This window comes from Actinomadura alba (assembly GCF_014323705.1).
GTDB classification, from domain to species: domain Bacteria; phylum Actinomycetota; class Actinomycetes; order Streptosporangiales; family Streptosporangiaceae; genus Actinomadura_C; species Actinomadura_C alba.
This window is the reverse complement of sequence record NZ_JABVEC010000037.1, coordinates 1-21,558: the sequence shown is the minus strand read 5'-3', so window position 1 is coordinate 21,558 and position 21,558 is coordinate 1. Positions and strand designations below refer to the sequence as shown.

Annotated in this window: 22 protein-coding genes and 1 riboswitch; of the genes, 12 read left to right on the top strand and 10 right to left on the bottom strand. The window is 70.4% G+C overall.

Translation table 11 applies throughout. The features are described 5' to 3' along the window. Window positions 1-618: 618 nt before the first annotated feature. Window positions 619-1,935: a histidine--tRNA ligase gene (gene hisS / locus HKK74_RS32365; RefSeq protein WP_187247200.1), complete on the bottom strand. Its 1,317-nt coding sequence runs from the start codon at window positions 1,933-1,935 to the stop codon at window positions 619-621. A gap of 98 nt (window positions 1,936-2,033) precedes the next feature. Between hisS and HKK74_RS32360 the strand changes: the two genes are divergently transcribed. Both HKK74_RS32360 and HKK74_RS32355 read left to right on the top strand, forming a co-directional pair. After that, window positions 2,034-2,498 (top strand): hypothetical protein, encoded by a 465-nt coding sequence (locus HKK74_RS32360; RefSeq protein WP_187247199.1) that lies wholly within the window; start codon window positions 2,034-2,036, stop codon window positions 2,496-2,498. A 176-nt stretch (window positions 2,499-2,674) separates the two neighbouring features. Beyond that, a complete protein-coding gene (locus HKK74_RS32355; RefSeq protein ID WP_187247198.1) occupies window positions 2,675-4,618 on the top strand; it encodes an SUKH-4 family immunity protein in 1,944 nt (647 codons plus the stop codon). A gap of 176 nt (window positions 4,619-4,794) precedes the next feature. Here the strand turns inward: HKK74_RS32355 and HKK74_RS40480 are convergent, their stop codons facing one another. Beyond that, a complete protein-coding gene (locus tag HKK74_RS40480) occupies window positions 4,795-6,078 on the bottom strand; it encodes a D-alanyl-D-alanine carboxypeptidase family protein (RefSeq protein ID WP_312882005.1) in 1,284 nt (427 codons plus the stop codon). An 88-nt stretch (window positions 6,079-6,166) separates the two neighbouring features. Between HKK74_RS40480 and HKK74_RS40475 the strand changes: the two genes are divergently transcribed. From HKK74_RS40475 to HKK74_RS32330, 5 genes are all read left to right on the top strand, one after another. Next, window positions 6,167-6,361 carry a hypothetical protein gene (locus HKK74_RS40475; protein ID WP_246492190.1) on the top strand — a complete coding sequence of 65 codons (195 nt, stop codon included), beginning with the start codon at window positions 6,167-6,169 and terminating at the stop codon, window positions 6,359-6,361. Between the two features lie 108 nt (window positions 6,362-6,469). After that, window positions 6,470-7,411, top strand: a complete 942-nt coding sequence (locus HKK74_RS32345) for a D-2-hydroxyacid dehydrogenase family protein (RefSeq protein WP_187247196.1) — start codon at window positions 6,470-6,472, stop codon at window positions 7,409-7,411. A gap of 182 nt (window positions 7,412-7,593) precedes the next feature. Then, a riboswitch (guanidine-III (ykkC-III) riboswitch) is annotated at window positions 7,594-7,663 on the top strand. 35 nt (window positions 7,664-7,698) lie between these two features. Continuing rightward, window positions 7,699-8,019 carry a DMT family transporter gene (locus HKK74_RS32340; protein WP_187247195.1) on the top strand — a complete coding sequence of 107 codons (321 nt, stop codon included), beginning with the start codon at window positions 7,699-7,701 and terminating at the stop codon, window positions 8,017-8,019. 105 nt (window positions 8,020-8,124) lie between these two features. After that, window positions 8,125-9,276 (top strand): CobW family GTP-binding protein, encoded by a 1,152-nt coding sequence (locus tag HKK74_RS41675; protein WP_187247194.1) that lies wholly within the window; start codon window positions 8,125-8,127, stop codon window positions 9,274-9,276. 129 nt (window positions 9,277-9,405) lie between these two features. Beyond that, window positions 9,406-9,714, top strand: coding sequence for a GNAT family N-acetyltransferase (locus HKK74_RS32330; protein WP_187247193.1), 309 nt, complete (start codon window positions 9,406-9,408; stop codon window positions 9,712-9,714). Window positions 9,715-9,840: 126 nt separating this feature from the next. Here the strand turns inward: HKK74_RS32330 and HKK74_RS32325 are convergent, their stop codons facing one another. Both HKK74_RS32325 and HKK74_RS32320 read right to left on the bottom strand, forming a co-directional pair. Then, the gene (locus HKK74_RS32325; RefSeq protein WP_187247192.1) at window positions 9,841-11,217 is read right to left on the bottom strand and encodes an alanine racemase; all 1,377 of its coding nucleotides are present in this window, start codon (window positions 11,215-11,217) and stop codon (window positions 9,841-9,843) included. Then, the gene (locus HKK74_RS32320; protein ID WP_187247191.1) at window positions 11,214-11,441 is read right to left on the bottom strand and encodes a hypothetical protein; all 228 of its coding nucleotides are present in this window, start codon (window positions 11,439-11,441) and stop codon (window positions 11,214-11,216) included. The genes HKK74_RS32325 and HKK74_RS32320 overlap by 4 nt, the downstream gene beginning before the upstream one ends. A gap of 218 nt (window positions 11,442-11,659) precedes the next feature. On the opposite strand from HKK74_RS32320, the gene HKK74_RS32315 reads away from it, so the two are divergent. Continuing rightward, the gene (locus HKK74_RS32315) at window positions 11,660-12,955 is read left to right on the top strand and encodes a PP2C family protein-serine/threonine phosphatase (protein ID WP_222722999.1); all 1,296 of its coding nucleotides are present in this window, start codon (window positions 11,660-11,662) and stop codon (window positions 12,953-12,955) included. A 23-nt stretch (window positions 12,956-12,978) separates the two neighbouring features. On the opposite strand, the gene HKK74_RS32310 is transcribed toward HKK74_RS32315, so the two are convergent. Further along, a complete protein-coding gene (locus HKK74_RS32310; RefSeq protein WP_187247190.1) occupies window positions 12,979-14,085 on the bottom strand; it encodes a carboxylate-amine ligase in 1,107 nt (368 codons plus the stop codon). Between the two features lie 179 nt (window positions 14,086-14,264). On the opposite strand from HKK74_RS32310, the gene HKK74_RS32305 reads away from it, so the two are divergent. Together HKK74_RS32305 and HKK74_RS32300 are read left to right on the top strand one after the other, a co-directional pair. After that, a complete protein-coding gene (locus HKK74_RS32305) occupies window positions 14,265-14,864 on the top strand; it encodes a GVDTG sorting domain-containing protein (RefSeq protein WP_187247189.1) in 600 nt (199 codons plus the stop codon). Between the two features lie 218 nt (window positions 14,865-15,082). Next, entirely contained in the window at window positions 15,083-15,547 is a 465-nt protein-coding gene (locus HKK74_RS32300; protein WP_222722998.1) for a class F sortase, read from the top strand. A gap of 203 nt (window positions 15,548-15,750) precedes the next feature. Here HKK74_RS32300 and HKK74_RS32295 read toward each other — a convergent pair whose 3' ends face one another. The 5 genes from HKK74_RS32295 to HKK74_RS32275 all read right to left on the bottom strand — a co-directional run bounded on the left by HKK74_RS32295 (window position 15,751) and on the right by HKK74_RS32275 (window position 19,552). Next, window positions 15,751-16,410, bottom strand: coding sequence for a response regulator transcription factor (locus HKK74_RS32295; protein ID WP_187247188.1), 660 nt, complete (start codon window positions 16,408-16,410; stop codon window positions 15,751-15,753). Continuing rightward, complete coding sequence (locus HKK74_RS41670; RefSeq protein ID WP_187247187.1) at window positions 16,407-17,900, bottom strand: sensor histidine kinase; 1,494 nt, start codon at window positions 17,898-17,900, stop codon at window positions 16,407-16,409. The genes HKK74_RS32295 and HKK74_RS41670 overlap by 4 nt, the downstream gene beginning before the upstream one ends. Then, window positions 17,821-18,165 carry a hypothetical protein gene (locus HKK74_RS32285; RefSeq protein ID WP_187247186.1) on the bottom strand — a complete coding sequence of 115 codons (345 nt, stop codon included), beginning with the start codon at window positions 18,163-18,165 and terminating at the stop codon, window positions 17,821-17,823. Before HKK74_RS32285 ends, HKK74_RS41670 begins: the two co-directional genes overlap by 80 nt. Window positions 18,166-18,278: 113 nt before the next feature. Continuing rightward, window positions 18,279-18,995: a DUF8692 domain-containing protein gene (locus tag HKK74_RS32280; protein WP_187247185.1), complete on the bottom strand. Its 717-nt coding sequence runs from the start codon at window positions 18,993-18,995 to the stop codon at window positions 18,279-18,281. 47 nt (window positions 18,996-19,042) lie between these two features. After that, window positions 19,043-19,552 carry a hemerythrin domain-containing protein gene (locus HKK74_RS32275; protein WP_187247184.1) on the bottom strand — a complete coding sequence of 170 codons (510 nt, stop codon included), beginning with the start codon at window positions 19,550-19,552 and terminating at the stop codon, window positions 19,043-19,045. 313 nt (window positions 19,553-19,865) lie between these two features. Between HKK74_RS32275 and ldtCP the strand changes: the two genes are divergently transcribed. Next, window positions 19,866-20,720, top strand: coding sequence for a protein-sorting L,D-transpeptidase LdtCP (ldtCP, locus tag HKK74_RS32270; protein ID WP_312882002.1), 855 nt, complete (start codon window positions 19,866-19,868; stop codon window positions 20,718-20,720). A gap of 165 nt (window positions 20,721-20,885) precedes the next feature. Continuing rightward, window positions 20,886-21,533 (top strand): APAP(6x)LPVTG-CTERM sorting domain-containing protein, encoded by a 648-nt coding sequence (locus HKK74_RS32265; RefSeq protein ID WP_187247183.1) that lies wholly within the window; start codon window positions 20,886-20,888, stop codon window positions 21,531-21,533. Window positions 21,534-21,558 lie beyond the last annotated feature (25 nt).

Genomic DNA, 21,558 nt, shown 5'->3' with positions numbered 1-21,558 from the left:
AGAACGCCAATACCGTGGGCGGTGAACGCGGCCGAGGCGATCGGCCAGGAGATCCGATGGTCGCGGGCCCCACAGCCCCTTCACCCGCAGGCGAACACCGGCCTCCGGACGCTCACACCCCGACCAAGTTCGAAGAGCCGGTATGAGCGACAAGCGTCGCGCTGAGTGATGCACTTTAGGCAACCGGCCTCGTAGCATCGGCGTCATTCGCCACAGCGGCAGGTTTCTGGCCATACCCCACATGCGACCTGCGCGGCCCATCCCTCGGCGCAGAACGCATCCGCTCGAGCTTCGTCTCAGGCAGGTCAACGGTCAAGGTAGAGCAGTGCCGTGATGGTTTTCTTGCAGATGTCGCAGTGCATTGGCGCTTCTTCGGAGACCAGGTCGCATTCGACAGTTGTGATGCGGTCCAGGACGCCGGTCGCATACTCGGTCTCGAATGCCTCACGCCATCTCAATTGCTCGCGATCAGGTCTGCGACGTAGCGGGCGGTCATCGCATAGAACGCACGGACGCCGTGATCTTTCATGTAGCGCCAGCTGAACTGCAGTGACAGCAGCGCAATGGGATAGGGGCGCGTGACGATCGGGGTCTGTCAGGCCGCCAGTGCGGTACGACCTACATCGCACATCGGTTCATCAGATGTGTAAAGACGTCGCTGACCGTGATCCGTTCCTGTTCCCCCGAGGACATGTCCCGGACGGTGACCACGCCGTCGGTGCGCTCGCTGGGCCCGGACAGGATCGCGAACCGCGCTCCCCGGTCGGCGGCCCATTTGAGTTGCTTGGCGAACTTACGACTGCCGCCGAGGTACACCTCGGCAGTGAGGCCGGCACGGCGCAGGCCGCCGACCAACCGCGTCGCCTCAGTAGAGTGCTCCTCCTCCATCACAGTGACCGCAACATCGATAACGGCCGCCCCTTCGTCACCGTCCATGAGGATCCCCAGGATCCTCTCTACACCCAACGAAAACCCGCACGCCGGGAGATCTGGGCCGCCCAGCGTCTCGATCAGATGGTCATAGCGGCCCCCGCTGGCGATCGAGCCAGGCATCCCGGGCGCGGTCACCTCCCAGATGGCACCCGTGTAGTAATCCAGCCCTCGCACGAGGCTCGGCGCGAACCGGATCCGCTCCTGGCCGATGTGCGGGCCCGCCAGTTCCAGGAGCCGGTCGACCTCCGCCAGCCCCACCCGACCGGCCTCGTGGTCGGCCAAAACCTTCCGCATGCGCGCGACCGCGTCCTCGGCGGTCAGGTCCTCCACCAGGCTGGACGCGGTCGCCTGCGCCAACCCGCGGCCCTCGACCAGCTCTGCCACGACCTGCGCAGGCGCGAGCTTGTCCAGCTTGTCCAACGTAATGAGCGCGGCGGGCGCCAACTCGGCGGGTACGTCGTACACCTCCATGAGGCCATTCAGCGCCTGGCGCGAGTTGATCAATATCGTGTAGGCGGTGACACCCATCGCGTCCAGCGCGTCCGCTCCCGCGCACACGACCTCGGCCTCCACCAACGGCGACCTCGACCCCACCACGTCGACATCGCACTGGGTGAACTCCCGGAACCGCCCCTTGCCCGGGCGATCGGCCCGCCAAACCGGCCCGATCGCGTACCGCTTGTACGGGCTGGGCAACCTGCTCCCATACGCCGCGACCACTCGCGCCAGCGGAACCGTCAGGTCGTACCGCAACGCCAGGTCCGCCTCACCGGAGGCCTCATGTTCACCCCGACGCAAGATCTTGAAGATCAGCTTGTCGCCTTCGTCCCCGTACTTGCCCGTCAGCGTCTCAAGCCGCTCGAACGCCGGCGTCTGCAACGGCTCGAACCCGTACCGCTCGAACACGCCCCGCGCCGCCGCGAACACCCGCTCCCGCCGCCGCAACTCACCGGCCAGAAAGTCACGCGTACCCGACGCGGGATCGAACTGCTTGGACGCCATGAATGCACTCCTTCGCCACCAATGGGACAGGCGCAACACGGGCACCCTTGCCCAACGTAGCCGACACCCCCAACTGCCTGCAGGCAACGTCAGCTCATATGCCCTACGGTGTCGAGATCACGCTACTCACCCAGCGTATTGTTCAATCGGCAGGGCGGTCTTACGAAGCGCAGCAGTTCTCTGGCTTCGTCAACGTCACCGCTCTCATAGGCGGCTTGCGACTCGTTGGTCTCGATCTCTCGATAACTCTGCCGACATTCGAGCTTGAGGAACCGGGACGTCAGCGCCGACCATGCCTCGGAGAACCGCATGGAGAACTCATTGAGATCGAGGCGTTCGCTGTCACGAAGGGCCCAAACCGGCGGCCGCATCAGCTCGCCAACATATCCTTTGCCGACGTTTTCTCGCTGACTTTATGTGATCTTGCCGTGTTCGAAGTGGGTGACGACAAGTGCCGCTTTGGCGATGTTGCCGATTCGGCTGGGCTGCGGGTGGGCGGCCGCCGCGCCACCGTCTGGACAGCGGGCGGACTAAAGTGTGGCCGCTATGGACGCGCCAAGTAGTCTTCCTCGCGCACTCGCTGCCGCCTTCTATGCTGTCGGACTCGCCTGGCCGGATCTGCGGATGGCCCGCTACGAAGGCCTGCTGACCGAACTCGGCCGGATCGCCCCAGGGACCGAGAACAGACCCAACGGCCATCGAAAGACTGGAGAGACGTCTGACCGAGTTCGTGCGGGTGATGCGCAAGACCGAGCGTCGGTTCTTCGACGACCTCGAAGAGCTCATCGACAGGCACGAAGGCAGTGCGATCCGCGTCAGCCAGCACCGTGATCGTGCCTGCGTGGCCGAAGTCCGGGAGAAATGGGAGCACATCTGCGATCAGGCCGTGGACTTCCACGCCCTGGTCGAGGAGGAGTACGCGCGGCCTGCGGCTCGCCTGCTCCGGCGTGCCGCCGCCGTGCCCGCCGTCCCCGACTACTTTCGCGGCGCCTCCCCCGCCTGGATCGCGGGGTGCCCCGATCCGGGCACGCGGCCGGAGTACACCGCCGGCCGCACGCCCGCCGCGGAGGCGCTGCTCCGCTGGCGGGAGGACCGTTACGGGCCGGACGTCTGCGTAGTCACTGGTTCGCCGGGCTCTGGCAAGTCGCACCTGCTGTCCTGGTTCACCATGTCCACCACCAAGAGTTGGTCCGCGTCCGGCACCGGCTCGGGGCCGACGATGGTCGCCACCTCGCTTCGGGTCATGGGCGTCGAGGACTGCGCCCGTCATCTCGCCGCCCAGTTGGGTATCGAGGTTGAGACCGCCGGTGACCCCATCGCCGCCGTCGCCGCGACGACCGTGCCCGCCCTCATCACCCTCGCCGAGCTGCACGAGAGCCTCGACCCCGGGCGTGTCATCTCCGAACTGATCCGTCCCCTGGCCGCCAACGGGCACGTCGCACTGGTGGTCGAGGCCCGTGACTCCGGCGCTCTCGGCCTCACTGACGCGCACTATGTGCTGGACCTGGACGACCCGCGCTGCACCGACCCCGAGCTCTTCAACCGGTGGTACGCCGAGGAGTGCCGCAGCGCGCCCGGCGCCTCGCCTTTCACCGCCGGTCAGGTCCACCCGAGCCCCGGTGTCGCAGTGATCGCCGCCCGTGCCCGGGGCACGGATCCCGGCCCCGGCCACCCCATCGCGGAACGGGCGGCACGGGCGTGGCTCAACGGGCTCTCCGAGACCGCCCGGGACGCCGCCGCCACCCTCGCTCTCGCCGTCGCCCCCATGGGCCTGGCCACCTGGCGGCTGCTGCACTGCGGCCGGCATCCCCACGATCCGCGAACGGCCTCCCGGGGCGTCGACGAGGCCGCCGCGCACCTGCCCACCGCCGAACTCGGCATCCCCGCCTACTTCCTGCGCATACCGAGCCTCATCGGGGCCGTGGCCCCGCCCGCCGCTGATCACGCCAGAGCACATCGGGAACTGGCGGCCATCATGCGGGGCTGGCCCGCCTCGGACGACCTGGGACCGGCCGACTATGTCCGCGAGCACCTCGATGACCACCTGCGCCTGGCCGGCGTCACCACACCTGAAGACGTGGCGGCGCTCAACCCGTGCCCACCGCCGGTGCGCGTCACCCGCGCGATGCTGGAGGCGGTGTTCGGCACCGACGGCCTGCTCAGACTTACCCCCGAACAGCTGCACCCCCACATCACCCACACCTCCACCCGCCGGTTCCTCACCAACGTGGGCGTGCCGAAGGACGGCGTGGTCGATGACTTCGTGGACGATGCGCCGCGCTTTCTCGAGCCCATCACGCGGTGGTGGGGCGAGGACTCCGTACGGAATCTGCGCGCATGCTCGGGATTGCCCGGCGACCTTGACTCGGTGTTCGTGCTGGACTTCATGCACACCTGGTATCTGCTGCTTGACGGGACCACCGGGCTCGTCCACGAGGTTTACGAGTCGTTGGAGGAGGCCTTCGTCACCCACCGGAACGTGGAGTCCTATACCTACTTCGCCTACGCGATCGCCCGTGATCGGGGGCTCTGGCGCGGCCGCGACGCGCATCCCGACGCCTCCTGCTGGTCTGGCGACAACCTGATCCTGGAACTGCGCACCTATGAATCGCACGCCATGGCCGACCCGCGTCAGCTGTGGGGGCCGTTGCTGGAGGAGTTCTACCTGGACATGTGGCGGTGAGCACGCCGCACGACCGCAACTCCCAGTCCCCTAACTTCTTGGCGGCCGCTTCACTACCGGCGTTTCTGCGCGTAGTCCTTGACCGAAGGCGTCGTCGACGCCGAGGAGACGCTTCTCGACTACGTGATCACTGACGCCCTGGTGGAGAACATGGACGCGCTTCCGAGGGCTGGAGGTCAGGGGAGGCGCAGCAGCCGGTGCTCCACGGACGGGCCGTCCAGCGGTCCGCCGAGGACGAGCGGGAACCGCCTGGCGCCCGCGGTCAGTGAGCCGAGCCGGTCGCCCTCGGCGGCGGGCCGCGGGACCACGCCGTCCAATCGCAGCCGTACGGTCAGACCGGGCCAGCCGATCACGGTGACCGGTGCGGAGGCGACCAGCGGGGTACGGCCGCCCAGCCCGTCGTCCACGACCGCCACCCGATCGCCCGGTCGGGCCAGGGTCGCCGCGGTGAGCGCGTCGCCGGCCGCGGTGATCAGCCCGCGGCCTGCCTCGACCGCCGACGCGGCGCTTGTGATGGCCGGCTGGCCCATCACGGCGCCGACGATGAGCGTGTGGACGCCGCCCACGCGCCTGCGAGCGGCGAAGACGTAGTTCCCGCCCGCCGCGCTCGTGAAGCCGGTCTTACCGCCGATGACGCCCCCCTGCCCGAGCAGGGTGTTACCGCCCGTCCGCGCCAGGCCGCCGTCGGAGGGCACGTAGACGCGCTCGCCCACCACCTCGGCGAACGCGGGGATCCGCATCGCCGCGCGGAGCAGCTTCACCTGGTCGGCCGCGGTGCTCACGGTGCCGGGGTCGAAGCCGCTGGGGTCGGTATAGGTCGTGGCGGTCATCCCCAGGCTGCGGGCCGCGGCGTTCATCTTGCGTACGAAGGGGGCGAGGCCGCCGGTGTCCCAGCGCGCCATCTCGTGAGCGATGTTGTTCGCCGAAACGATCATCAGCGCCTCGAGGGCCTCGCGCTCGGTGAAGGACTGGTTCGCGACCACGTCGATGTGGCTCTCCCCGCGGGCTTTGCGTGCCGGGAGTTGAGCCGCCTCGGCGGGCGAGATGGTGTAGGTCGGACCGTCCGCCCCGGCGGCGAGCGGGTGGCCGCGCAGGAAGACGTACGCGGTCATCACCTTGGCCACGCTGGCGGTCGGCGTCGAAACGGAGCCGCCCGAGGAGCCCATGGCGCCGAGCCCTTCAACGTCGACCGCCGCCTGCCCGCCGGCCGGCCACGGCAGCACCGGGGCGGCGCCCTCGAAGGTGTGCGCGGCGGAGGCCGTCAGCCGTACGACGGGATCGGGTACCGGGCGGACGAGCTGCACTGTGGTCAGCGCCGCCAGCAGGACCGGCACCAGCGCCGTGACGATCAGAATCCGCCACCGGGTCGCGCGAGATGGCGGAACCGCCCGCCCGGCGCTTCCGGCCGGCCGTCCGTCCGCCGGAGGCGGGACCGGCACCGGCCGCCTGGAGTAGGGCACCGGCGGTCCCTCCAGGAGTGACGTGTTCCCGGAAGGAACCTCCGCCGGTACGGCCGGCGGTGGTTGGAGGGAGCACTCATCGGAGGAGGTGGAGCGCGAGGAAACAGAGTCCGAGGAAACAGAGCCGGAGGAGATCGAGTCCGAGGAGATCGAGCCTGAGGAGATCGAGCCGGTGCAGATCAAGAGGGAAGCGGAGGAGGAATGGGGGTGGGGGGGCCGGCGACGCGCGGACTGCGGCGGCGGAGAGGCGGGCATGGCCGGTCCTTCCGGGCAAAAGAGCTGACACCATGTATTGCCCGATAGGCCGGAAACAGTTCCCGCGGCCCTCGCTGGGGCCCCACCGGTTCACCCGCTTGGACGTCCCCGGCCGCGCGTGAACTACCGTACGGTCATGAAGATCGCCATCCTCGACGACTACCAGAGCGTCGCCCTCGGCTGTGCGGACTGGGACTCCCTCGGTGCCGAGATCGAGGTGTTCACCTCCCCCATCAGTGACGCCGACGAACTGGTACGGCGGCTCGCCGGAGCCGAGGTCGTGGTCGCGATGCGGGAACGCACCCGCTTCCCGGCCGAACTGCTGGCGCGGCTGACCGATCTGAGGCTCCTGGTGAGCACCGGCCGCCGCAACGCGGCGATCGACCTGGAGGCGGCCCGGCGGCACGGCATCGTGGTGTGCGGAACCGGATACCTCCCGTACCCGACCGCCGAGCACACCTGGGCGTTGATCCTGGCCGCGGCCCGAAACCTGGCGACCGAACTGCCCGCGATGCCCCAAGGGGGGTGGCAGACCACTGTGGGCACCGGGTTGCACGGCAAGACCCTCGGACTGCTCGGACTCGGCCGGCTCGGGTCCATGGTGGCGACCGTGGGACAGGCGTTCGGGATGGAGACCATCGCCTGGAGCCAGAACCTGACCCCGGAGCGGGCGGCCGAGCACGGCGTGACGGCGGTCGCGAAGGAGGAGCTGTTCCGCCGGTCCGACGTGCTGTCGATCCACCTCGTGCTCAGTGGCCGCACCCGCGGCCTGGTCGGGGCGGCCGAGCTCTCCCTGATGAAGGCCGGCGCGATGCTGGTGAACACCTCCCGGGGCCCGATCGTCGACGAGGCGGCCCTGATCGCCGCGCTGCGGGACGGGGAGATCGCTTGTGCGGCGCTCGACGTCTACGACACCGAGCCGCTGCCGGCCGACCATCCGCTGCGCGCCCTGCCCAACGTGACACTGACCCCGCACCTCGGCTACGTCACCCGGGAGGTGTACGAGATCTTCTACCGGGACGCGGTCGAGGACATCGCCGCCTACCGGGCGGGAGACCCGATCCGGGCGATGACCTGACGCGATGACCTGAGTGGGACCTGACGCGGGCCGTCACCAGGGTGCCGCCGGCTTCAGGTGATACAGAGCGAGATACCCACTGGCGACCCGCCGCGCGCTCGTCACATGTTCGGTGCGGTGAGACGCGTCACCAACAGGCGGCCGAGCTTGCCAAGCGGTGGCTTCAGGGGGTTTCGTTGAAGCGTGCGGAACCCGCTGCGGTTCCGCCCCGGACGAGACGCGCCGTACCCGGTCAGGCGAAGACGACGCGACCCACATCAGTCGTCTCTGTCCGGAAGGTGGCCACCATGGCCTGGATCCTCATCATCGTCGCAGGCCTGTTCGAGGTCGCGATGGCCCTCTCCCTGAAGCTGAGCAGGGGCTTCACCGTGCTCTACCCCTCGTTGGGCTTCGTCGTCTTCGCCGGCGTCAGCTTCGGGCTGCTCAACCTGGGGTTGAAACAGCTCGAGGTCAGCACCGCGTACGCCGTCTGGGTGGGCATCGGCGCGGTCGGCACCGCGCTGGCCGGCATGCTCTTCATGGACGAAAGCGCCTCCCCGCTCAAGATCGCGGCGCTCACGCTGATCACCGTCGGAGTGGTCGGGCTCAACCTGGCCGGCGAGCACTGACGGAATCTCGTATCCGCTCGTCCCCGCACCTCGCATGCCGGGGACACGTACGGACTCTGTCATGATGGCGATAACGGTTTTCATTTTGTTCATGGAGGTGGACACGTGTCCGTCCCTGTCGTCGTCGTCTCCGGGTTCCACGGCCCGGCCCGCACCGCCGTCGTCGACCGGCTGCTGCGGGAACACCCCCGCTCGCTCGCGATCCACCACGACCTGCGCGGCGTCACCACCGGGCTCGTCGTACGGATCGTCCGCGACGCCGCCATGGTGGTGGAGCACGCCGTCGTCCGCCTGGACCACGGCTGCGCGACGTGCACGATCCGCGAGGACCTCATCCGGCAGTTGCGACGGCACGCCGCTCACGCGCGCACGCTCATCGTGGATCTGTGGGACTGCGTGGAACCCCGATCGGTCGCCGAGGCACTGGACCGCACCGACCTGGGCGAGGAGCTCCGGCTCACCGCCGTCCTGGTCGCGCTGGACGCCGAACTGACGCCCACCGACGTCTGCCGAGGCGAGCGGCTGGCCGACATCGGCAGATCCGGCGCCGTCGGCGACGACCGCCGCCTGGCCGAGGTGCTGACCCGGCAGATCGAGTACGCCACCGCGCTAGTGCTCCCCGAGGTGCTGCCGCCGCCGCTGCCGAGCGTGACCGACGACGACCTCGATCTCTGCCGTGAGGTGCTCGACCATCTCGCCCCCATGACGCCGGTCACGATGCCCGGCGAGTCGCCGCCGGCCTTCTCGCACGCCACGCTCTGCACGCGAGAGCTCGCCGCGCGCGTCGACCAGCCCACGGCGCAACTGCCCTGCGACAGGCACACGCCCGCGGCGGACACCGTGGTCTGGCGCCGGACCCGTCCACTGCATCCCCTGCGCTTCTTCGACGCCATGGACCGCCTCGCCGCCGAGTCGATCCGCAGCCGGGGCCGGTTCTGGCTCGCCAACCGGCCCGACCGGCTGCTCGCCTTGGAGGCGGTGGCCGGCGTCGTGACGGTCCAGGACACCGGCCCGTGGCTGGCCGCACTGCCCGAGGCGGCCTGGGAGATGGTGCCGCCGGCCCGCCGGGTCGCGGCCGCCCTCGACTGGTCGGCCGGCCACGGCGATCGCGTCCAGCATCTCGTCTTCACCGGGCCCGGCCTGGACCGTGACCGCCTCCACGCCGAGCTCGACTCGTGCCTGCTGGATCCAGACGAACCGGCGGTGGGCCTCGACGACCCCTTCGCCGACCTCCTCAACGTCAGGGAGGCCGGGTGAGGCCCCGGGTCCGCGTCCGGGGCCGCGCATCGGGTGCGCCGTGAGGCGAGGGGTGGCGGGCGGCGCGGCGGAAGGCGATATCGTCATTTGCGCCCATGCGGGCCACAGGCGTACGGAAGGGGGTAGCCGATGACCACCGATGTCACGGTCACCGACGCTGAGAGCGGCAGCCGTTTCGAGGCGCGCGTTGATGGCGAGCTCGCCGGATTCGCCGAGTACATGCGCACGGACCGCCTGGTCGTCTACCCGCACACCGAAGTCGATCCCGCCTACGAGGGCCGTGGCGTGGGCAGCGCGCTGGCCCGTGCGGCGCTGGACGACGCACGCCGCCGCGACCTGCCGGTGCTGGCCACCTGCCCGTTCATCAGCGGCTGGATGAGCCGTCACCCGGAATACCAGGACCTCGCCTACCAGAACCGCAGCAAGGTCACCGACTGACTCCACCGGACGGGACGGCCACGGCGGACCGGACGGCGCTCCACGTGGCACGGCCGCCACGCAGGCACAGCCGCCCCGTACGGCACACTCGCCCCGCAAAGCACAGCCGCCCCGCAGGGCACGGGCTCAGAACAGCGTCCGCGCCGCTCCGATCAGCCCACGGTCGGCGTCGACCACGGGGATGAGCCGCCACTTGTCGAACGTGGTGCAGGCGTGCGAGATCCCAAAGCCGACCAGGTCGCCGACCTGGAGCTCCAGCGGCGCCGGCTCCGCCGCGTCGAGTGGCTCCAGAAAGGCGTGCTGATCGTTCAGCGCCGTCACCCTCACCGCGGGCGCCGGCTCGATCGTGGTCTCGCCGCACCGGATGACGTGCTGCGGCACCGGCATGCCCGTGTCGGTGCCGGTATCGCGCTTGCCGAAGTCGACGATCGCCAGGCCCGGCTCCGGTCTGGACAGCACGCGGGCCCACAGTTCCAGCGCGGGCCTCAGCTCGAGGGGCTCGCAGCGGTACGCCATCAGCCGCCGGTAGTCCTGCATGGCCACGGAGTCGTGCGCGACGTAACAGCCGCTGCGCAGCACCGGTCTGATCGGGCGGCCGGCCCGCCACCGTACGTCGAAGACGTCCCGTACCAGCTCGAAGTAGGCACTGCCGCCGGCGGTGACGATGAAGTCCTCGCCCTCGTGGAGACCGTCCTCATGGAGACCGTCCTCGTGCAGGCCGAGGGCGAACACGCTGTCGGCGGCGTCCCGCATCGCCCGCAGGTAGGTCTCGACCTCGTCGAGGTCCTCGGGCCGGAACGACCCGCCGATGAGACCCTCATAACCGCCGACCCCGGCCAGGCGGAGCCATCGCGACCGGCCGACCCGCTCGGCCAGCCGCACCACGTCCGCCACGTCCCGCAGCCCGGCGCGGCCGCCGGCCCTTCCGAGCTCCACGATCACCGGCAGGGGCCTCCGCTGCCCCCTGGCGTCGAGTGCCTCTTCCAGCACCCGGACGCCCGCCTCCGAATCGGCATAGCAGTAACCGGTGAAGCCGTCCTCGTCATCGAGTTGCCCACCCAGCCACGAGACCGCCGCCGGGTCGACCAGCTCATTGGCGATCAGTATTCGCGGCACGCCGACGGCGCGCAGCGCCCTCGCCTGGGTCACCGTCGCGACCGTGACGGCCCACGCACCGCCGTCCAATTGCCGGCCGATGATCTCCGGCGACATGGTCGTCTTCACGTGCGGTGACAGGGAAAGGCCCGACTCGTCGCACATGCCCTGGAGCGCGCGCACATTGTGATCCATCGCGGCCGAGTCGAGCAGCAGCACCGGGGTCAGGAATCCACCGGCCGCCAGCCGCAGGTTTCCGCGCAGCTCGCCCACCGGCCGGCCCACTGCGTGGGCGGGGAAGCCCTTGTGGTGAGCCTGGACGACGACGTCGGCGCCCTCCGGGAGCGGGCCGCCGTACCTCATGAACGCCCCGCCTTCCGGTGCCGCCTGGGCGGGTCGTGCGGTCATCGGCCGTGCTCTTCGGCGAGGCGGAAGTCCCGCAGCCGCTCGCCTTCCAGGACGGCGGTCAGTTTACGGCCGGGCAGCTCGTCGATCGGCAGGCCGACGTCGTCGGCGATCTCGGCGGCCGGCACCCGTAGCGGCTCCTTCGGGCCGCGCATGGGCGTGACGAGCTCGGCCTGGTCGCCCACGGTCAGCAACACGGTGATGGGCACGCGGGTGGATGCGGTCATCGATCCGTCCAATCTCGAGACTTGCGACGAGGGCCGTCTTACGAGCGAACGTCTGCCTGGTCCATGGCGGATTCTTCCATGCCGGGCGGCCCGAACCCCGTCGCGGCGTTCGGCCCCACGGGTCGCGCCGAGGTGTCGGTGCCGCCTGCGCGGGTAGGAGCAGCCCGGTGGTCGGGTCGGGCCGTACGGCACCCTGGATCGGACGGAGACCCGCACTGATGGCGAACTTCTCGGACCCGGCAGTCTCCGGCGACTCCGCCGGCGCGTTCGACGGGGCCAATGCGGTCGAGCGGGTGATGGCGGGCCTGCTCGAGGACGCGCACCTCATGCCGCTGGAAGCGCTGGCCGACACATTCGGTGAGCGGGCGCGCCCTCTCGGTGTGCTGCAGCTGGACGTCTACCTCGCCGATCTGCAGCAGCGACATCTGCGGCGGCTGCCGTCCAAGCGGCGGGACGGGCCGGATGAACCGCCCGCGACGTTGCCCATCGACACGACACTCGCCGGGCGGGCCTTCCAATCGATCACCGTGCACAAGGTTCAGGACGACGAAGGGCTCTATCGCCTCTGGGTCCCCGTCCTCGATGGCACCGAGCGCCTGGGCGTGCTCGAACTGATCGTCACCGACGTCGGCGAGGCGACGCTGCGCCGGTGCCGGATGCTGGCCTCGCTCGCCGCACTGGTGATCGTCAGTAAGAGCGCGTACAGCGACGTGTACTCCCAGGTACAGCGCACCCGCCTGTTGGCGATGCAAGCCGAGATGGAATGGGCCTTCATGGCCCCGCCGACCTTCGCCACCGAGCGGGTTCTCGTGGCGGCGGCATTGGAGCCGGCGTACGAGGCGGGCGGTGACGCCTACGACTACTCGCTGCTCGGTGACCGGCTGAGTGTGGCGGTCATCGACGCGGCCGGCCATGATCTGACCGCCGGACTGATCGCCAGTGTCGCCATGGCCGGTTGTCGCAACACCCGCCGGTCGGGCGGTGACCTGCTCGACCTGGTCGACTGCGTCGATCATGCGATCGCCGGTCAGTTCGACGAATCCCGGTTCGCCACCGCGCTGATCTGTGAGCTGGACATCGCGACCGGTCTCCTGACGTGGGTCGTGTGCGGCCATCCGCCTCCCCTGCTCATCCGGGAGAACCAGGTGGTCAAGGAACTGGTACGCGAACCGCATCTGCCGCTCGGCATCCGCTGTGGGGACGTCCCGCCAGTGGTCCACAGTGAGCAACTGCAGCCCGGTGACCGGCTCCTGCTCTACACCGACGGGGTCGTCGAGGGCCGCGGCGCCGACGGGCGGCAGTTCGGTCTCAAGCGGCTCAGTGACTTCGTCATCCGGAACAGCGCCCGCGGCATGTCCGCACCGGAGACCGTGCGCCGCCTGACCCACGCGGTCGTCGACTATCAGCAGGGCCGGCTCTCCGACGACTCGACGATTCTGCTGCTGGAGTGGATGTCCGGTGATGCGGGGCGCCAGTTGACGTTGCGCGGGGACGAGGCCCTCGGGAGCCCCTGAGACGCTCGTCAGGTCAGGTCAGGTCAGGTCAGGGTCCGAGAGACGGCCGACCGCACCACCATCGCCAGGTCGCCCGTACGTTCGTGGACGGCGCGCTGCAGGTCGGCGCCGGTTCCGCGGCGCAGCGGCCCACGGAGCAGTTCCCGCACGGTGTCAAGATCTCCGCTCCGCTCCAACGCCGGCGTGACATGTTCCACGAGGGCGCGCAGCACGTCGGCCGCTGGAGCCGGCCGGTGGCCGACCGGATGCACCAGCTCGCCCCGCAGCCCCGAGCGACCGGCCCGCCACATGGCGAGCCTGAGCACCTCGGTGCGTACGGGATCCGGCGGCTCACCCTGGCACCAGGCGGCGGCCGCCGTCTCCACCAGTGCCCTGGCCAGCGCCGCCAGCAGGACGGTGTCGTCGGCGACCAGGCACACGTCCGCGACCCTGATCTCCACCGTCGGATAGTGCCGGGAGAGCCGGGCGTCGAAGTAGACCATTCCTTCGTCCAGCAGACCGCCCGACCTCAGCATGGCGTCGACGGTGTCCCGGTAGGCCTTGATCGAATCGAACAGCCCCGTCGGGCCCGCCGAGGGCCACCGGTCCCACAGCTGCTGCCGGAAGCTGGCGTACCGGGTGTCGCGATCCTGCCAGAACGGGGAATTCGCGGTCAGGGCCAGCAACGACGGCAACCACGGCCGGATGCGGTTGAGCACCCCGACTCCCTCGTCCGGCGACTCCACGTTCACATGCACATGGCACCCGCAGGTGAGCTGCTCGTCGGCCGTCTGGCCGTACGCGCGGGCCATCCGCAGATACCGGGAGGACGGAGTGACGGACGGCCGGACCGCCACCGGCGAGGTGGCCAGCGCCGCGATCTCGGCCCCAACCCCTTGCGCCGCTTCGGATGCGGCCCGCCGCGCGTCGCGGATGCGCCCGGCGAGTTCGTCCAGGGAGCGGCTCGGCCGGGTGATGGTCTCGAGCTGCTCTCGCTGAAACTCCGCTTCGAGCGCTTCGGCACCGTGACCGTCGTCGCGGTCCTCCCCAAGGTTCTGGGCGAAGTCGATGACCCCGCCCGCGACCGCGCAAGGAATTCCAGTGTCCGGATCTACGAGTAGTAGTTCCTCTTCCACCCCGAAACTTCGCATTTCCACAGCTCAGTTGTGCCCACCATGCGCGGGTTACACCTCGATCGCCCGGCACTCGTCGCGTCGGGAAGCCCGCATGAGGACCGTCTCACCGTCACCTCACGCCAGGCCCATCTGCGCTCTCCAGCCTAGGCAGCGAGGCCGCGGAGACGCCGCGGCCCTCTCCTCGGGAGGTTGGCATGGTGGCAGTGCTCCAGCGGTTCCTGCTGGTGCTGGCTCTGGGCTTCGGCCTGTCGGCGGCCGTCGCCGCGGTCACGACCACGACCGGCCTGGGCGGGCCCGGCGTGTCGGCCGTCGCGCTCGCCGACGATGACGACGACGGCGACGACGACCCCGACGACGACGGAGGTGACGACGACGGTGATGACGGAGGTGACGACGGAGCTGATGACGACGACGGCGGAGACGACGACGGCGGCGGCGCCGGCGCCGGCGATGACGACGGTGACGACGACGGCCGCGACGACGACGGCGCCGGCGGAGACGACGGCGGGCGCGACGACGACGGCAACGGCGGTGGCGCCAAGCCCGCCTCCGACGACGATGACGACGACGACCGGCAGCCGCGCGGTGGCGTCGACACCGGCCTCGGCGGTGCCCTGGACGATGACGACGACGAGCAGCCGCGTGGCGGCGTCGACACCGGCCTCGGCGGCACGGCGGGCACCGGTTCCGATGGCGAGCTGACCGCGCTGTCGATCAGCGCGCTCATCGGCGGGTCGCTGCTGACCGGCGGTGGCGTGCTCCTGTGGCTGCGACGGCGCGGCATGGCGAGCTGACCGTGGTCACATCGGCTCGAAACCATGGCGGTCGCGAGATCATGATCCTCGCGGCCGCCATGGCGGTCGCCGCGCTCAGTGCTTGTACGGGCGACGGGGTCCCGGCGGCGTCCGGGCCCCCGGCGGCTCCGGAGACACCGGCGTCCTCGGCAGGCCCCGCGTCTCGAGAGTCGCCGGGATCACCGGGCGGAACGGCGGCGCCGGCCTCCTCGAAGCCCGTGCGGCCGTCTGCGTCCGGCCGGGACGCCGCGGCCCCGGAACGGGTCCGCATCCCGGCGATCGGCGTGTCGGCGCGGATCATCTCGCTGCCGATCGACCGATCCGGGAGGCTCGTCGCGCCGAAGGCGTTCGACGTGGCCGGCTGGAACGAGGCGGGGCCGGAGCCCGGCGAGAACGGCACCGCCGTCATCGCCGGGCACGTCGACTCACGCAGCGGCCCGGCGGTCTTCTTCCGTCTTCGCGATCTGCGCCGGGGCGACCGGGTCGACGTCGACCGGGTGGACGGCAGCACCGCCCGGTTCTCGGTGACCCGGATCGCCCGCTACCGGAAGACCGGGGTGCCCGCCGGGGTCTATCGGGCCACGCCGGGCCCGGAGCTCCGGCTCGTCACCTGCGGCGGCGCGTTCGACCGCGGCCGCGGCAGCTACCGCGACAACATCGTCGTCTACGCCGTCGAGCGCTGATCGCGACGTGGCGACGCCTCAGCGGGCAGGACGCCCGGTTCTTCCGGCGCCCTGCCCGCCCGAGTGCCCCGCCCGCGTGTTGCCGGACCGTTCTTCCACGAATAAATGCATGATCACGGCCGGAGTTTCTCCGCCGTGATCATGCATTTATTCGCGGTCCGTCGACGCCTCGAGCGCCCTGCCCGCCCGAGTGCCCCGCCCGGTCAGGCGCGAAGTCGGTAGCCCATGCCGCGGACGGTCTGGATCACATCGGCGCCCAGCTTCCGCCGCAGATAGCCGATGTAGACGTCCACGACGTTCGAACCGGGATCGTGGCTGACGCCCCAGACCCGGTCGAGTATCTGCTCCCGGCTGAGCACCTGGCCCGGGTGCCGCAGGAACGTCTCGGCGAGCAGGAACTCACGTGCGGTCAGTTCGGCCTCCTGGCCAGCCACGGTCGCGCGGCGCGCCACGAGGTCGAGCCGGACCGCTCCGGCCTCCAGCACGGTCGACGCCGGCGCTCCCCGGTCGCGCAGCCTGGCCCGTACCCGGGCGAGCAGTTCCTCGAAGCTGAACGGCTTGGTGACGTAGTCGTCGGCACCGAGATCGAGGCCGGCGACACGGTCGGCGACCCCGTCCCGCGCGGTGAGCACGATCACCGGCAACCGCTCGCCGCGCGACCGGACCTGCCCCAGCCCGGCGAGGCCGTCCTGACCGGGCAGCCCGAGATCGAGGATGAGCAGGTCGAAGTCGTCGTCGCGGGCATAGGCCACGACGTCCACGCCGTTGTCGATCACGGTCGTGGAGTAGCCGGCCGCCCGCAGGCCCTTCTCCAGGAACGAGGCGATGCGCGGCTCGTCCTCGGCGATCAGCACCCGGTTCACCGCACGACCTCTCGAGGGATGGCCAGTGTGAAGGCCGAGCCGACTCCCGGGGCGCTTTCCACGGCGATCGTGCCGCGGTGCGCCTCCGCGATCGCCCGTACGATCGCCAGCCCCAGACCGGCGCCCTCGGACCGGGCGCGGCCCGCGTCACCCCGCGCGAACCGCTCGAAGATCCTCTCCTGTTCGGCGAACTCGATGCCGCTCCCGGAGTCCTGAACGGTGAAGAGCACCTGGTCGCCGGAGGCCTCGGCGGACAGCTCGATGCTGTCGGCCGGCCCGGTGTACTGCACCGCGTTCTGCGTCAGCTGCATCAGCGCCTGGGTGAGCCGCTGCCGGTCCGCCGGGAGCGTCGCGTCGGCCAGTGGGCCGAGACGCCAGTCACGGTCGCCGAGGGCCGAGGCCTTGGCGAAGACATCGCGGACGAGGTCCGCCACGACCACGTCCTGGACGTGGAGGAAGTCCGGCTGCTCCGCTTTCGCCAGGACGAGGAGGTCGTCGACCATGCGGTTCATCCTGTCCAGTTCGTCGGTCACCAGCGCGATGGTGTCGCGCCGCTCCTGCGGGTCATCGCCCATCAGTTCCAGGTGCCCCCGGACGACCGTGATCGGCGTGCGCAGCTCGTGCCCGGCGTCGCTGACGAACGCCCGTTGTACGTCGAAGGCCCGTTCCAGGCGGTCGAGCATGCCGTTGAACGTGCGCGCCAGATCGGCGACCTCGTCGGCGCCGTCGACCTCGATCCGCCCGGACAGGTCGGTCTCCTCGATCTCCCGGGCCGTCTCGGTGACCGTGCGCAGCGGGCGCAGAGCACGCCCCATCGAGGCGTAGCCGCCCCCCGCCGCGAGCACCAGCACAAGCAGGCAGGCCACCGCCATGAGCCGTACGGCCGAGTCGATGGCCTCGCGGGAGGCCCCGGTGAACTGCGCGACGACGAAGTGCCCCCGGACCTGCCCGTTGACGACGATGGGCACCACGAGCCAGCGCGCGGGCCCGGCGGAGGCGTCCACGACCTCGCCATAGCGCGACCGGGTCGAGCGGGTCCACTGGCGGGTCAGATCGGCCCGTGCCGCGAGGTCGGCCGGTGGGCCCTCGGTGCCGTTGTAGAACCGCCCGCCGACGAACGTGAACACCGCCTCGCCGTCGTGCGGCGCGTTCCGGTCGAGGTACCGGTCGACCGCCGTGCGGAGGTTCTCCCCGTACGGACGGCCGGTCGCCGGGTTCTCCTCGTAGACGACCCGGCGGAAGTCGCCGGTCTCCTGACGCAGATCCGCGGTCACCCGGTTCTCCAGCTGGTTGACCAGTACCTGCCGTACGACCACGAGCGAGGTCAGCGTCGCCAGCGTCAGCAGGACGATCGCCCAGCCCAGCAACCTGAGCCGCAGCCCCAGCAACCGGCGGCGTGGCGGCGGGCGGTCAGTCGTCCCCGTCGTCGGGTCCGTCGTCGTCCCCGCCGTCGTCATCACCGTCGTCAGCGGCGCCGTCGTCTCCGTCACCGCTCACCGGACCCCTTCGCGGTCGATCATCGCGATCGTCATCCTGCTCGGCCGTGCCCGTGGAGACTCGCCCGCCACCGTCATCGGCGTCATCGTCAGTGTCGTCGGCGCGTACGCGGGGGGCCGGCGGATCCCCGGCCACCGGGACCACCACGTTGATCGGCGCGACCGCTTCCGGCTGCTGCAACACCGGCAACCCGACCCCGAGGAACAGCCCGCCCAGTGCCCCGATCGAGGCGACGGTCGCGATCCACTGTACGTTCACCCGTCCCAACCTCTCCGTCGCGGATGAGCCGCCGGTAAGGCCACGATGAGAACCCTCTCATCCGCTCCTCACCGGAGAACGCCCGCAAAGGCCCGCACATGGGGCCCGAGCCGTCAGCGCAGGCGAACCACGATGCGGTTCGAGCCGGGGTCGCGGGTGTGGATCACGAGGCGGGCGAGTACCGCGACGGCCAGCAGGCACGCCCCCATCTCCATCGCCTCCTCGAGGCTCGTGCCGAACGCGTAGACCGCGTTCGCCCCCTGCCTGCGCGCCCAGCCGTTGAAGGCCTCGACGACGAGCGCGCCGGTGAGGTAGATCGCCAGGGCGCCCAGAAGGCCGAATCGCACGTCACGCGGGAAGCGACGGGCCCACAGGACGGCGCACACCGCCCCGGCCAGCGCCATGACCGCCCCTGGCAGCACCCAGGCGTACGTCGGCAGGGACACGCCCAGGCCGCGTGCCCATTCCTGCCCGGGCCCGGCGAGACGCTCGTGCACCTGTATCGACTCGTCGAGGCTCAGCCACGCCGCGACCACGGCCAATGCCAGCCACGACCACCGGCCCGGCCGGGCCGTCCGCCCGGTGAGCACTGTGGCGACGATCGCCATGCCCGCCACCGTGAGCAGCAACGTGCTGTTCCACCACGCCGCCAGGTTGTTCTCGGCGCCGACGTTGAAGATCGCCCTCAGGGCCGGTACCGGCTCGACGTACTCGTGATAGCTCCTGATCGCGAAATCCACGACGATGAGGCACGCGGTGGCGCCGGCAGCGGCCGGCAGCACGCCCCGCGAGAGAGCCACTGCCTCAGGGGTCCCTGGTCCGTTGGTCATGGCGGGCAAAGCTAGCGACCGTTGATGAGAGGTCGGTCGCGGCGGTGTCAGTCGCGGCCGGGTCCGTCGCGGCCGAGGTGGTCACGCACCCGATCCGTCAGCCCCTCACCGGGGGCCTCCCGCTTGGCGGACTCGATCCGCTCGCCGAGCCGGACCAGGTCGTCGGACTCGAAGTGATCGGTGAGCGAGGGGAACAGGTAGTTCTCCTCGTCGCGGATGTGCGCGTCCAGGTCTTCCATCAAACTGGTCACGAGGGGTTCGAAGTCCGCACCTGACAGGTCCGCCGTCGCGAGCCGGTGCAAGTGCTTGTCGACCTCGGTTTGGTCGATGATCACCTTGTCCGCGATCTCAGTCCCACCCGGAACCCGCCGCCGCACCTCAGGGTAAAGATGTCTTTCCTCTATGACGGAGTGGCGTAAGACCTCGACCGTCAGCTCGTCCGCCAGCCGCCGCCGTTCCTGCGGTTCGGACGTGGAGGTCAGCTCACTGAGCAACGCCTCGAGCCGGCGATGATCGCGAGTAAGGACCTCGATCACGTCATTTTGCTTTTCGGACATCGCAGCAGGTCCTTCCAAATCGGCATTTCGGTCATTTCACTACCCCTGACCGTAGGACGCAACCGGGACCCGATGATCGCCGGGCCGCGATGACCAGGCCCGGTACAAGAATCTTCCGAATGCCGTGCAACCCATGCCGGGGCCCATGCGTATGGACGGTACGGAGAAGGCCCAACGGGAAGAGGCGAGCTGCGTGACAAGGACCGATTTCATCGGCGATTTAACCCGTGCCGCTTCATTCCTCACGGTGGGACTGTTCCCGGCCGGCGGACTTCCCGCGCTTCACCCGAATTCACGATCTCTTGGAGCTTTCGTGAGCAATATTTTCAAACGCACACCTCCAGGCGGTGAGACGCCGGCGCCTCCTTCCGCCGGCGCCTCACGCCGTGCCGTCGCGGCCACCGCGGCGGTGGCGTCCGTCGTGCTCCTGGCGGCGGGCTGCGGAGGGGACGATGAAGGGAAACGGTCGCCGCAGGGCGGGGCGGCGGCCCCGGCGGCCCCGGCCGCCACCGCGAAGTTGCCGCAGGCGACGACCTACACCGACATCAAGGGCATTCCCCAGGACCCGGCTCCGTTCGCCGACAGCGACGGGACCGTCGTCCATCCGACGGCCGCGGTTTCCGTGTCGGCGAGCCCTGGCGGGCCGCCCGTCGCGACACTGCCCGTCACGCAACTGGGCGGCCCCACCTGGGTACCGGTGGTGGAGACCAAGGCGGGATGGCTGCGGGTGCTGCTGCCCAGCCGGCCCAACCGGGCCACCGGGTGGATCCCCTCGGGCGGCGGGCTGCAGACGGCGCGCAGCTCGCACGTGGTCAAGGTCGATCTGAGCGCACGGCGGCTCACGCTCCTCGACGCCGGCCGTACGGCCGGGACGTGGAGCGTGGCGGTGGGCGCGGCCAAGACGCCCACCCCCACCGGGCGGACGTTCATGCTCGCCTCACTGGCGCCCGCCAAGAAGACCCCCAGCCCGCTCATCCTCCCCGTCGGCGCGCACTCCGCGACGCTCGACACCTTCGGCGGCGGCCCTGGCACGGTGGCGTTCCATGGCTGGCCGACGAGCTCGGTGTTCGGCCGGGCGGTCACCCACGGCTGTGTACGGGTACCGCCGGACGCGCTCAAGCGGCTCTCCCGCGTACCGCTCGGCACGCCCGTCCTCATCACGGACTAGCCGCTCGGCAGCACGGCGCCCGAGGCGGGCGGCTCACGCGCGACCCCCCGAAGAGCCACCCCCCGAAGAGCACCCCTGAAGAGCAGCACCGTCGAAGAGCCCCACCCCATGAGCACCACCCGAAAAAGCACCACCACAAGAAGAGAACCCCCCGAGGAGATAACCATGCGTCTGACACAGTTGACCAAGGTCGCGGCGGTCTCGGCCGTGATCGCCGCACCGCTCGCGGTCGGCACCCCGGCCGCGCACGCGAGCACCGGTGCGGCGTCCTCCGCCTACGGCATCGCGGCCAGCGGACTCGTGTCCCTCCCGCCGACCCCCGCCGTGGCGTCCTCAGGACAGCCGGCGCGGGCGAGCATCGTCGACCTGCCGGCCAACCCGCTGCTCAAGGCATCGGTCCTGAGCACCACGGCCGCCCCCGGCCGGGCCCGGGCCAGTGTCGCCGACCTCCGCTCCGGCAAGCTGGGTCTCAGCGCACACCTGATCACCGCACGGTGTGAGAACGGCGTCGGCACCTCCGCCCTGGCCAAGGTGGTCCTGGGCGGCCGACCGCTGAAGGCCGACGCCGCCCCCAACACCGCCCTCACCGTCGGGCTCGACGGGATCGGCGGGGCCTCGGTCATCCTGAACAAGCAGGTCCGCGACTCCAGCGGACGCCTCACGGTCACCGCCCTCGAGCTGAGTGTGGGGCTCGCGCCCGGCAAGTCTCAGACGATCAGCATCGCCTCAGCGACGTGCGGCCCGGTCAGCACACCAGAGGGCGAGGCCCCCGTGCCGACCCCGGTGCCGGGAGACCTGCCCGTCACCGGCTGAACGACCACACCGGTTAGACCGGCCG